The 11,928-nt window shown below is 73.5% G+C and carries 11 protein-coding genes; 3 read left to right on the top strand and 8 right to left on the bottom strand.

Features of this window, described 5'->3' with window-relative positions; translation table 11 throughout:
• Positions 1–13 precede the first annotated feature (13 nt).
• From Q5425_RS12195 to Q5425_RS12205, 3 genes are all read right to left on the bottom strand, one after another.
• Complete coding sequence (locus tag Q5425_RS12195) at positions 14–682, bottom strand: GntR family transcriptional regulator (protein WP_308672287.1); 669 nt, start codon at positions 680–682, stop codon at positions 14–16.
• The gene (locus Q5425_RS12200; RefSeq protein ID WP_308672288.1) at positions 664–2,085 is read right to left on the bottom strand and encodes a fumarylacetoacetate hydrolase family protein; all 1,422 of its coding nucleotides are present in this window, start codon (positions 2,083–2,085) and stop codon (positions 664–666) included. The genes Q5425_RS12195 and Q5425_RS12200 overlap by 19 nt, the downstream gene beginning before the upstream one ends.
• A gap of 74 nt (positions 2,086–2,159) precedes the next feature.
• A complete protein-coding gene (locus tag Q5425_RS12205) occupies positions 2,160–3,596 on the bottom strand; it encodes an aldehyde dehydrogenase family protein (protein ID WP_308672289.1) in 1,437 nt (478 codons plus the stop codon).
• A 138-nt stretch (positions 3,597–3,734) separates the two neighbouring features.
• On the opposite strand from Q5425_RS12205, the gene Q5425_RS12210 reads away from it, so the two are divergent.
• Positions 3,735–5,168, top strand: coding sequence for a GMC family oxidoreductase (locus tag Q5425_RS12210; RefSeq protein ID WP_308672290.1), 1,434 nt, complete (start codon positions 3,735–3,737; stop codon positions 5,166–5,168).
• Here Q5425_RS12210 and Q5425_RS12215 read toward each other — a convergent pair.
• The 3 genes from Q5425_RS12215 to Q5425_RS12225 are packed head-to-tail and all read right to left on the bottom strand — an operon-like array spanning position 5,155 to position 8,078.
• A complete protein-coding gene (locus Q5425_RS12215; RefSeq protein WP_396135155.1) occupies positions 5,155–6,021 on the bottom strand; it encodes an alpha/beta hydrolase fold domain-containing protein in 867 nt (288 codons plus the stop codon). The genes Q5425_RS12210 and Q5425_RS12215 overlap by 14 nt on opposite strands.
• Complete coding sequence (locus tag Q5425_RS12220; RefSeq protein ID WP_308672291.1) at positions 6,018–6,965, bottom strand: aldo/keto reductase; 948 nt, start codon at positions 6,963–6,965, stop codon at positions 6,018–6,020. Before Q5425_RS12220 ends, Q5425_RS12215 begins: the two co-directional genes overlap by 4 nt.
• A 9-nt stretch (positions 6,966–6,974) precedes the next feature.
• Positions 6,975–8,078, bottom strand: coding sequence for a zinc-binding dehydrogenase (locus Q5425_RS12225; protein WP_308672487.1), 1,104 nt, complete (start codon positions 8,076–8,078; stop codon positions 6,975–6,977).
• Between the two features lie 55 nt (positions 8,079–8,133).
• On the opposite strand from Q5425_RS12225, the gene Q5425_RS12230 reads away from it, so the two are divergent.
• Positions 8,134–9,426: an amidohydrolase family protein gene (locus tag Q5425_RS12230; RefSeq protein ID WP_308672292.1), complete on the top strand. Its 1,293-nt coding sequence runs from the start codon at positions 8,134–8,136 to the stop codon at positions 9,424–9,426.
• Here Q5425_RS12230 and Q5425_RS12235 read toward each other — a convergent pair whose 3' ends face one another.
• Positions 9,427–10,161, bottom strand: coding sequence for an SDR family NAD(P)-dependent oxidoreductase (locus Q5425_RS12235; protein ID WP_308672293.1), 735 nt, complete (start codon positions 10,159–10,161; stop codon positions 9,427–9,429). It abuts the gene before it with no gap.
• Positions 10,162–10,206: 45 nt separating this feature from the next.
• Here Q5425_RS12235 and Q5425_RS12240 point away from each other — a divergent pair, with 45 nt between their 5' ends.
• Positions 10,207–11,127 carry an aldo/keto reductase gene (locus Q5425_RS12240; RefSeq protein ID WP_308672294.1) on the top strand — a complete coding sequence of 307 codons (921 nt, stop codon included), beginning with the start codon at positions 10,207–10,209 and terminating at the stop codon, positions 11,125–11,127.
• Positions 11,128–11,199: 72 nt separating this feature from the next.
• Here the strand turns inward: Q5425_RS12240 and Q5425_RS12245 are convergent, their stop codons facing one another.
• Complete coding sequence (locus Q5425_RS12245) at positions 11,200–11,922, bottom strand: alpha/beta fold hydrolase (protein WP_308672295.1); 723 nt, start codon at positions 11,920–11,922, stop codon at positions 11,200–11,202.
• Between the last annotated feature and the right edge of the window lie 6 nt (positions 11,923–11,928).

Consider the following 11,928-nt stretch of genomic DNA (forward strand, 5'->3'; position numbering starts at 1 on the left):
TTCCCTTCCTGCGTCAGTGGTGGCGGTGGGCGAGGAACGCGTCCAGGGTGGCCAGCCGGTGGGCGCGGACGGCCTGTTCGACCTCGGCGGCGGGGGCGCCGCGCTCGAGCAGGCCCAGGATGGTTTTGTGCTCGGCCACCGACTGGCGCGCGCGGCCGGGCACGAAGCTGAACGTCGAGGTGCGCAGGCCGCTGAGCCGGTCCCAGCCGCGCCGGACCAGGTCGAGGACCTGGGGGTTGGGGCAGGCTTCGAACAGCACGGCGTGGAAGTCGCGGTTGAGCGCGGTGAACCGGGCCGGCTCGAAGTGCCCGAGGCAGCCGGCCAGCTCGGTGTTCAGCGCCCGGGCCCGGGCGAGGGCACCGGGCGGGAGGACGGGGCCGGCGAGCGCGGCGGCGTACCCCTCGACCAGGGCGAGGGTCTGCATCGTGTGCTGGTACTCGCGTTCGTCGACCATCGCGACCTGCGCACCGACGTTGCGCTCGAAGGTCACCAGGCCTTCGGCTTCCAGCAGCCGGATCGCTTCGCGGACCGGGACGACGCTGACGCCGAGCTCCTGGGCGAGCTGGCCGAGGACGAGGCGGTAACCGGGGGAGAAGGTGCCGTCGGCGATCCGGGCCTTGATCCACGCGTAGGCGGTCCGCGACTTGCTCATCGCGGTGCCGGTCACCGTTTCGCGCGCCATGCGGCGTACCTCCCGCGCCAGTGCTCGTCCATCGGGTACAGGCCTTCGACGCGTTCGCCCGCGGCGACCTGCTCGGCGATGAACGTTTCCTGCCGCTCCTGCTCGATGGCCGCGTCGACGACCTCCTCGACCAGGTCCGGCGGGATGACCAGGACGCCGTCCCCGTCGCCGACGATGACGTCGCCGGGACACACCGCCGCCCCGCCGCAGGCGATCGCGACGTCGACGTCCCACGGCACGTGCCGTCGGCCGAGCACCGCGGGGTGCGGCCCGGCGTGGTAGGCCGGGATGGCCAGCGCGGACACCGCGGCCAGGTCGCGGACCCCGCCGTCGGTGACGATCCCGGCGGCACCGCGCACCTGCGCCCGCAGGGCGAGGATGTCCCCGACCGTGCCGGTGCCCCGTTCGCCGCGGGCCTCCATGACGAGGACGTCACCGGGGCCGAGGCTGTCGATCGCGCGCTTCTGCGCGTTGTAGCCGCCGCCGTGTTCCCGGAACAGGTCTTCGCGGTACGGCAGGTACCGCAGGGTCCGGGCGCGGCCGGTCAGCCGGGTGCCCGGCCGGGTCGAGGTGAGCCCGTCGATCGACACCGCGTTGCAGCCGCGCTTGCGCAGCTGGGCGGACAGCGTCGCGGTGCCGACGGATTCGAGCTTCTCCCGCAGCTCGGGCGTCAGCTCGAACCCCGCCTCGGTGGTCCCGTACGCGTCCGCGCGCTGCTTTTCGTCCGCGCGGGGGAGCGCGCCGAACGGCCCGAACGGGACGGTCCCTTCGGCGATCGGGGTGACCAGCTTCCCGGTCGTGCGCCCGGGGGTGTCGACCTCGACCTCGACGACGTCGCCGGGGACGGCGACCGACGCGCCCGCGGGCGTGCCGGTCAGGACGACGTCGCCGGGTTCGAGGGTGATCAGCTGCGAGAGGTCGGCGACCAGCCGCCCGAAGCCGAAGAGCAGGCCGGCGGTGGTGTCCTCCTGGACCAGCTCGCCGTTGAGCCACGTCCGCAGCCGCAGCGCGCTCGGGTCGACGTCCGCGGCGGGCAGGACCGCCGGGCCGAGCGGCGTGAAGCCGTCCCCGCCCTTGGACCGCAGGTTGCTGCCCTTGTCGGCGTACCGGAGGTCGTAGACGCCGAAGTCGTTGGCCGCGGTGACGCCGGAGACGTACGACCAGGCTTCTTCGGGCGTGACGCGGCGGGCGGTGCGGCCGATGACCAGCGCGATCTCGCCTTCGAAGCCCAGCAGCTCGGTGCCCGCTGGGCGTTCGAGGACGGCTCCGCTCGCCGCCACGGACGTCGGCGGCTTGAGGAAGTACGACGGCTGCTCCGGCAGCCGGCCGCGCTGGGCGGCGCGGGAGCGGTAGCCGATGTGCAGCGCGATGATCTTGCCGGGCCGTTGCGGAAGAGACGTCATCCGTGGTCCTGCCTGCCGGTTCCGAAGAAGGTATCTCAAAAAATATACGATTTGCCGGTCGGGGAAACCCCCGTTCAGGTCCCGTAGTGCAGCCAGACGGACTTGGTTTCGGTGTACGCGTCCAGGGCCCAGGGGCCCATTTCGCGACCCCAGCCGGAAGCCTTGTAGCCGCCCCACGGCGCCGCCATGTCCGGGATCGGCGGCATGTTGACGAAGACCGCGCCGGCCCGGATGCCGTTCGCGTAGCGCTGGGCCGTGCGCAGGTCGCGGGTCCACACCGTGGCGGCCAGGCCGTATTCGGTGTTGTTGGCCCGGTCGAGGGGTTCGTCGCCGTCGTCGTAGGCGGTGACCGCCAGGACCGGGCCGAAGATCTCTTCGCGCATGATCGCCATGTCGTCGCGGACGCCGGCGAACAGCGTCGGGGCGTAGAAGTAGCCGTCGCCGTCGGCCGGGGCGCCGCCGGTCACCAGATCGGCGCCCTGGTCGCAGCCGGTGCTGACGAGGAAGTCGACGTGTTCGCGGTGCTTTTCCGAGACCAGCGGTCCGAGCTGCGTGGTCTCTTCGGTGCCGGGCCCGAGGCGCAGCCCCTCGAGGCCGCGCGCCAGCTTGTCCACGAACTCCTGCTCGCGCCGGCGGTCGACGTAGAAGCGCGTGTAGGCCGCGCAGACCTGGCCGGTGTTGAGCGTCGCCCCGGCGAGGTTGCCGGCGACGGCGGCGTCGATGTCGGCGTCGGCCGCGATGATGCTCGGGGCCTTCCCGCCCAGTTCGAGGGTGAGCCGCTTGAGGTTGGACGCCGCGCTGGCCGCGGTGATCAGCTTCCCGACCGCCGTGGATCCGGTGTAGGAGACGTGGTCCACGTCCGGGTGCCCGGTCAGCAGGGCGCCGACCGCGCCGTCGCCGGTGACGAGGTTGACCACGCCGGCCGGGATCCCGGCCTCGTGGACCAGCTCGACCAGCCGGATGCTGGTCAGCGGCGTCACCTCGCTCGGCTTGATCACCACCGTGTTGCCGGTGGCCAGCGCCGGGGCGAGCTTCCAGGCGAGGATCATCAGCGGGAAGTTCCACGGCGTGATCAGTGCGTTCACCCCGACCGGCTCGCGGCGGGTGTAGTGCAGGGTGTCCGGGAAGGACACCGGGTTCGTGGTGCCCTGCAGCTTCGTCACCCAGCCCGCGAAGTAGCGGAAGTGCTCCGCCGCGCCGGTCACGCTCACCTGCCGGGACACGCCGATCGGCTGCCCCTGGTCGAGGGTCTCCAGCCGGGCGAGCTCCTCGTGGTGCTGCTCGACGAGGCCGGCCAGGCGGAACAGCAGCGCGGCGCGCCGGACCGGCAGCAGCCCGGCCCACTCCGGCGCGGACAGCGCGCGCCGGGCGGCCGCGACAGCGGCGTCGACGTCGGCCCGTGACGCCGTGCCGACCTCTTCGAGGACGCGCCCGGTGGCGGGGTCGCGAGTCGGGAGCGTGCCGCCGCCGGCCTCGGTCCACTGTCCGTCGATGCAGAGGCGTGTCGCCATCCCGGTGTCCTCCTCGGCCTGGGGTGAGCCGAGTATCGGGCGGCGGGCCGCCGCGGGTCTTGTCCGCTCCCGCACGCCCGTTGACCGACCGCGAAGGAATGCCGTGCGGCTTCCGGGGCGCACGTCAGGCTGGGGCGCATGGACGTGATCGTGGTGGGGGCCGGCTCGGCCGGTTCGGTGGTCGCGCGGCGGCTGGTGGACGCGGGCGCGGCGGTGACGCTGCTCGAAGCGGGTGGTCCCGACGGGAACCCCGCCATCCACGACCCTTCGCGGGCCGGGGAACTGTGGCACGGTCCCGAGGACTGGGACCTCTACACGGTCCCGCAGCTCCATGCGGCCGGCCGGCGGCTCCACCTGCCCCGCGGCAAGGTCCTCGGCGGGTCGCACGCGCTCAACGCGATGATCTGGGTCCGCGGCGCCCCGGCCGACTACGACGGCTGGGGCCTGCCCGGCTGGTCCTGGGCCGACGTCGAGCCGGTGTTCGCGCGGATCGAGCAGGACCTCCTGGAGGTCGTCCCGAACGAGCCGCTGCACCCGGTCCAGCGGTCCATAGTGGACGCGTGTCTCGAGACCGGGCTGCCGCTCAACCCCGACTACAACAGCGGGACCCTGGACGGCGTCTCCGTCGAGCGGATCACCGTGCGCGGCGGACGGCGGCTGACCACCTGGCACGCCTACGGCCTTCCGGTGGCCTCCCGGCTGACCGTCCACACGGGAGCGTTGGTGCACCGGCTGGTCTTCGCGGGCGCCCGGGTGACCGGCGTGGTGGTTTCGATCGGGGGTGCGGTGCGGGAGCTGCGGGCGGACCTGGTGGTGCTCGCCGCGGGTGCGCTGGCTTCGCCCGCGATCCTGCTCCGCAGCGGCGTCGGCCCGGCGGACGAGCTGCGCGCGCTCGGCATCGACGTCGTCGCGGATCTGCCCGGCGTGGGGCGCAACCTGCACGATCACCTGCTCTCGCCGGTGATCTTCGCGACGGACCGCGAGGTCGCGCCGCCGGTGCCGGGTCGTTCGGTGACGCAGGTGCACTGGTTCTGGCGCAGCCGGGACGGGCTCGCGGTGCCGGACACGCAGCCGATCTGCTTCAGCGTGCCGATGTACGAGCCGTGGATGTCCGGGCCGCCGACGGGGTTCTCCCTGATGGCGGGCATGGTGTCCCCGGAAAGCCGGGGGAGCCTGCGGCTGGCGCCGGACGGCTCGCCGCTGATCGACCTCGCCGCCCTGTCGGCGCCGGCGGACTTCGAAAGCCTGGTGGCGTCGGTGGAGCAGTGCCTCGCGGTCGGCCGGGCCCCGGCGCTGGCGCAGGAGTGGGGCGCGCGGCCGCGGTACCCGGCCCCGGGCGACGACCTGCGCGAGTACGTCCGCCGTACGGCCATCACCTACCACCACCAGGTGGGGACCTGCCGGATGGGCACCGGCGACGACGCGGTGGTGAGCCCGGAACTGGCGGTGCACGGCCTCGACGGGCTGGTCGTCGCGGACGCGTCGGTGCTGCCCCGGGTGCCGACGGGCAACACCAACGCGCCGGCGGTGCTGGTGGGCGAGCAGGCCGCGCGGTACCTCATCGGGGGCTGAGCAGGCGGCGCAGCCACGAGGACCGGGCGGCGAGGGCGGCGCGGGTCACCTCCGCCTCCGGGGCGAAGCGGTCGAAGCCGTGGTGAGCACCCGCCCAGACGTGCAGTTCCGTCGGGACGCCCGCCTGCGCCAGCCGCTGCGCGTACGTCACGTCCTCGTCGCGGAACAGCTCCGCCCCGCCGACTTCCACGAAGGCCGGGGGCAAGCCGCTCAAGTCCGCCATCCGCGCCGGCGCCGCGTACGGCGAAGTCTGCCCGGCCAGGAGGCTGCGCCAGCCGAAGTCGTTGGCCTCGCGGGTCCACACCAGGTCCTCCAGGTCCGCCAAGTCCTCCAAGTCCTCCGGAAACGCCGACGTCCGGTCGTCGAGCATCGGGCACAGCAACAGCTGCCCGGCCAGCGCGGGGCCACCGCGATCGCGCGCCAGCAGCGCCACTCCCGCGCTCAGCCCGCCGCCCGCACTGCCGCCGCCCACGACCAGCTGCGCGAAGCCGAAGGTCTCCGCGAACCACCCGAGACCCGCGTAGCAGTCTTCGAGCGGTATCGGGTGCGGGTGCTCGGGCGCCAGCCGGTACTCGACCGTCGCGCAGACGAACCCGAACTCCTCGATGAGCGCCACCAGCCGCGGCAGGTCGGCGAACCGGTCGTCCATCACCATCCCGCCACCGTGGATGCTGTACAGCCCGGGTGCGTCCGGCCGCGCGAGCCGGGGCCGCAGGACGGTGACGGCCACGCCTCCGTCGAGGACGTGCTCCGACCGGACGATGTCCCGGCCGCCGATCACCTCCTCCGGAGCCGGGTTGCGCAGCGACGCGCGGATCGCGGGCAGCGTTTCGGCGGACAGTTCCGGAGTCACGGCCCCTCCGGATCCACGACATCACGATCGGCCCAGAACGGTTCCACGAGCGAGCGCAGTTCGGCCGCCCCGACCCGCTCGACGAGCGCGACCGCAGCCAGGTTGTCCTCGAGCTGCCGGACACCGGTGGCGCCGAACAACGTCGTCGTGTTCGCCGGGTGCGTGAGGGTGAACGCCAGGCAGAGCTGGGCCGGCGTCGCCCCGACGCTTTCGGCCGCCTTCGCGAGGTCCGCGGCGGAGCCGGCGATCCGCTGCCGGACGTCACCGGGATCGCGGCCGACCGGGCGCCCGCCCTTGCCGAGCAGCACGCCGCCTTCGAAGACATCGGACGCCTGGAGCGAGACACCCAGGGAGAACACGGAGGCGAACGGAGCACCGTCCGGAATGGACCGCCGGGCGACGCTGTACTTCAGCTGGGCGATGGCCGGACCGGGCACGCCGTCGGCGGTGGCGAAGCCGTGGACCGCCTTGATCGCCGAAGCCGGCCAGTTGTTGACGCCCCACTGCCCGATCAGCCCCGCCGAACGCAGCCCGGCGAGGTCGGTGACGAGGGCGCGCAGGTCGGTGTCGTCGCGGCGCAGGTCGCCGAGGATCACCAGGTCGGCATGCGAGACGCCGGCGCGGAACAACGCGTTCTCCAGCTGCGCGCGCAGGCTGTGCTCCGGATAGCCCTCCAGCCACAGCTTCGCCGACAGCAGGTAGTCCTCCCGGCGCAGGCCCGCGGCCCGGACCATCGCCGAGAACAGCACGTCGGTGCCGGCCGGCGGACTGCCGGGCAGGCCGTACACACCGACGTCGAAGAGGCTGATCCCGGCGTCGACGGCCGTCTGCAGCAGGGCCACGGCTTCGCGGAAGTCCATCCGGTCGTAGGTGTGCCACGAGCCGAGGGACAGGACGCCGGTGAGCGGGCCGTCGCGGCCGATGCGGCGTTGGGGGATGGGCACGGGAACCTCCTAGGGCAGCCGGGGGTCGATGACGGCTTTGAGTTCGCCGAGCCGGGCCATCGACTCGACGGCGGCGGACGCGCCGGCCAGCCCGACCGGTGGGCTGAACAGCTCGTTCCAGGGCATCCGGCCGGCGAAGGCCCGGAAGAACCCGATCGCGCGGTGGTAGTCGGCGATGTCGCCGTTGAGCGAGCCGACGATGGTGAGCTCCTTGCCCATCACCGTGCCCAGCGGCACCGGGGCGGGCACCGGCCCGGTGGAGCCGACGACGGCGATCGTCCCGCGCTGGGCGGCGAAGGCGACGGCCTCCTCGCCGATCGTCGGGCCGCCCGCGAAGTCGAAGACGTGGTCGGCGCCGCGGCCGCCGGTCAGCTCGCGCACCCGCTCGATGCGTTCCTCCGGCGTGGAGCCGACCGGAACGGTCGCGGTCGCACCGAACCGCCCGGCCACCTCGAGGCGGCCGGCCGGGCCGCCGACGGTGATCACCACCCCGGCACCGCAGAGCCGCGCGACCGCCGTGGCGAACACCCCGAGCGCGCCGGCGCCCTGCACCAGGACCGTCGCATTCGGACGGATGCCCCCGGACCGGGCGACCGCGCGCAGCACGGTCTTGCCCGCGCAGCCGGACATCGACGCCCAGGTGTCCTCGACGTCGTCCGGCAGCAGCAGCTTCGCCGCACCGGGTGTGACGTAGCAGTGGCGGGCCAGGCCGCCGGTGGCGTACGGGAAGCGGTCGGCGCGCTGGAGGAAGCCGTAGCCGCGGCGTTCGCAGGCGACGGGTTCGCGCAGGATGGTGCAGCCGTGGCACTTCCCGCACGTCGACTCGGACCAGCCGATGCGGTCGCCGGCGCGGATTTCGCGGCCGAGCGCGTCGGTGGTGCCGGAGCCGGTGGCGACGACTTCGCCGACCATTTCGTGACCCAGCACCATCGGGAGCATGCCGGGCAGGCTCATGTGCCCGGTCCAGAGGTGGACGTCGGTGCCGCACAAGGTGGTGCAGGTGAGCCGGACGAGGGCGGCGCCGGGTTCCGGGTCGGCCGGCAGGGGGAGTTCGCGCAGTTCGAGCGGGGCGCCGTGGCCGGTGAGGACGGCGGCCTCCGTGTGGGTGGGCAGAGCCATCGTTTTAGTCTACAGTCGTGGAAGAAAAAGTCCAGGCCGGGAGGAAACCATGACGGCGCAACGGATCCAGCCGGCGGACCTGGTGGTGCACGGCGGTGCGGTGCACACCCTCGGACCCGCGGGCACGGTGCCCGGCGGCCTCGCCGTCCGGAACGGCCGGATCGCGGCGGTGGGCGAGTACCTCACCGCCCACATCGGACCGGACACCGAAGTGCTGGACCTCGCCGGGCGCGTGGTCCTGCCCGGCATCAACGACACGCACCTGCACGCGACCTGGCTCGGCGCCCGCTGGCCGCACCCCCTGCTCGGCGCGCCCCACGAGGAAGCCCCGGTGGTCACCGCCGAAGACCGCCGGGCGGCGATCCTGCGCGCCGGGGACGTCTGCGCGGCGCTCGGCATCACCAGCTACACCGAACCCGGGCTCGGCCCCGGCGAAACCGGCTGCTTCTCGGCGGAAGTCCTCGGCGAATACGCGGCCCTGCAGCGCGAAGGCCGCCTGCGCGCCCGGGTCACCGTGCTGCGCTTGTTCGGCCTCCTGGACGGCCCCAGCGCGCTGCCGGACTTCGCCCGCGGCCTCGCGACCCCGGTCCCGGCGGCGGATCCGGCGTGGCTGGCCGTCACCGGCGTCAAGATCTTCGCCGACGGGATCCCCCCGATGCGCACGGCCTGGACCCACCACTGCTACGCCGACGGCACGCACGGCACCCTGCTCGTCGACGGCCCCGACGACGACGCACGCGCGGCCAACCTGGCGGCGATGATCTCCCTGGCGCACGAAGCCGGTCTCGTCGTCGGCGTCCACGCGACCGGCGAGCGCAGCATCGAAGCGGCCCTCGCGCACCTGCGCGAGGGTGACCACCTGGTGCACGGCGACCTCGTCACCCCGGCCCAGCTGCGGCGCATGGCCGAGCACGGTGTCGGGCTGACCACGCAACCCGCCATCGCCACCGCGATGCGGCCGATGGTCGCCGGCGCGCTCGGCGCCGACGTCGCCGCGAAGGCGTGGCCCCTGCGGGAGGTCCTGGACCTCGGAGTGCGGCTGACGCTGAGCAGTGACGCGCCGGTCGTGACGCCCGACTGGCGGGTCCACCTCGCGGCCGCGGGGGAGCTGCTGGGTGCGCGGGGCGTGACGCCGGACCTGACCGCGCGGCTGCTCCGCTGCTACACGACCGCTGCCGCCGCGCAGGACGGGTCCGCGGCCTGGAAGGGGTCCCTGGAGCCGGGCATGGCCGCGGACTTCTGCGTGCTCGCGGCCGATCCCCTGGCGGTGGCGCCGGCCGACCTGCCGTCGGTCGCCGTCGAGCTGACCGTGACCGGCGGCCGGATCGTCCACAAGGGATAGTCAGGTGAGCAGCTGCCCGCCGTCCACCGCCAGGCTGACCCCGGTGATGTGCCCGGCGCCGGGCGAGGCCAGGAACACCACCGACGGAACGACGTCTTCGACGGCGGCGATGCGGCCCAGCGGGATCCGGGATTCCCAGGCCGCGCGGGCGGCGGCGTCCCCGGCGAACCCCGCCGTCATCGGTGTCAGGACGGGGCCGGGCGCGACAGCGTTGACCCGGATCCCGTGCGGTGCCAGCTCCAAAGCGGCGGACCGGGTCAGCGCGTCGACCGCCGCCTTCGTCGCTTCGTAGTGCCCGAGCCCGGGCGTCGGCTGCCGCGCGCCGATCGACGAAACGTTCACGATCGATCCGCGGACCCCCGCCGCGACCATCTGCGCCCCCACCGCGCGGGTCATCAGGAACGTGCCGCGGAAGTTGACCCGTACGCACCGGTCGAACACTTCGGCGTCGAGGCCGGTCAACGGCCCGCCCCCACCGGCCAGCCCGGCGTTGTTGACCAGCACGTCCACCGGCCCGAACCGCTCCGCGACCAGGGCAACCGCCGCGTCGACCGACGCCGGGTCCGCGATGTCCAGCTCGACGGCCTCGGCACCGATTTCGCGGCCGGCGGTTTGCGCCGCCGCCGCGTCCACGTCGGCGACGACCACCCGGTCGCCGGCGGCCAGAAACGCTGCGGCGATACCCCGGCCGATTCCGCTCGCGCCGCCGGTGACCACCACGATCCGGGTTTTCATTCTACAATCGTAGACGAAACATGGGCTGCGACGAAAGGGAAACCCGTGCTCGGAAGATCGGCCTTCGGCCTCGGCTCGTGGAACACCTGGGACCGGATGGCGTTCGGTGACGCCGTCCGGCTGCTCAGGACGGCCGTCGACGCCGGCGTCACGTTGTTCGACGTCGCCCACTACGACTTCGGCCCGCACGCGGAGAACTCGCGCACCGACCTGATCTTCGGCGAGGCCGTCCGGACGGCCGGGATCGCGCGCGAGGAGTACGTGCTGTGCGGCAAACTGTGGCTCTGGGACTACCCGCGCCGCGGCTTCGCCGAACAGCTCGAGACGTCGCTGGGCCGGATCGGCACGGAGCACGCCGACCTCGTCGTCGTGGGGGACTACCGGGACCGCCCGGACATCCCGCGGGTCGTCACCGAGGTCGCCGAGCAGGTCCGGGCCGGGCGGATCGGCGGCTGGGGCGTCAACAACTGGCTCGCCGCCGACCTGGACCTCGCGCTGGACTTCGCCGGCCGGGAAGGTCTGCCGGGTCCGGAGTTCGCGCAGCTGAAGTACTCGATCGCCCGCCGGGCGATGGCCGAAGGCGAGCCCTACCGGAAGCACTTCGCGAGCGGACGCCTGGCGTTGCAGGCTTCGGACGTGTTCGAAGGCGGGGTCCTGCTCGGCAACCCGGCGCCGTCGCGGAAGATCGGGGCGGACGTCGGCGGCATCCGGGAGTCCATCGTGGCCGCTTCCCCCGAACTCGCCTCGATCGCGGCGGACTTCGGCGCCACTCGCGCCCAGCTGGCGCTGGCGTTCTGCCTGGCGTACGAACCGGTGGCGAACGTCCTGTTCGGAGTGAGCCGCCTGGAACAGCTGACCGACAACCTGGGCGCGCTCCTCCTGGTCCGCCAGCACGGCAAGGAGATCCGCGCAGCCCTCGCCCACCTGTGCCTCGACTGCAACACCACCCCCACCAGCCCCCGCTAGACGTCACTTTCCCTACGAAAGCTCCGCCTCGGGCGGCGCACTTTCCCTACGAAAGTGACGCCTGGTGGGGGTTCAGGGGGTGGTGAGGAACGTGAGGGTGGTGGTGCGGAACGGGGTGCCGCGCAGGGTGGCGCCGTGGTCGCCTGGCACGCGGAGCAGGTCGCTGCCGGGTACCAGGGGCACCAGGGTCTCGATGCCCTGGCTGATCGGGTCGTCCTGGCCCGCGATGAACCGCGTCGGCACGGTGATCGTGCCGGCGTGCGGGGTGAACGGTTCGCGGCGCAGGCCCTCGATGCAGTGGGCGAGGGCGCTCGGGTTGCGGCCGGGTGCGGTGATCATCCGGGCGATCACCGCCGTCAGCGGGTCCGCGGGCAGCCGGCCGCCGCGGGCGAAGGCGAGTGCGGCCTCGACGTCGACCGCGCCGAACGGCTCGTGCGGGCTGAGCCCGCCCAGCACCAGTCGCCGGACCGGCAGCAACGGGGGCAGCTCCCACGCCAGCCGGGCGCCGAGCGAATAGCCGACGACGTCCACTTCGGACAGTTCGCCGACCGCGCGGGCGAGTTCCGCCACCACCGCCTTCGGGGCGGAGTCCGCGAGCGGGGGGCTGGAACCGTGGCCGGGCAGGTCGGGCACCACCACCGCGCGGCCCGCCGCGGTCAGCGCCGACGGCCAGCCGGTGCTGACCCAGTCGGTGGGCCCGTCGGAGGCGAAGCCGTGCAGGAGCAGCACCGGCGGGCCGGACGCCGGACCGTCGGGAGCGAACCGGCGCACGGCCGGGGAAGCGAGGAGCGTCAAGGAGAT

Origin of the sequence: Amycolatopsis sp. A133 (assembly GCF_031082405.1) — a bacterium.
In the GTDB taxonomy this organism is placed as follows: Bacteria; Actinomycetota; Actinomycetes; order Mycobacteriales; family Pseudonocardiaceae; genus Amycolatopsis.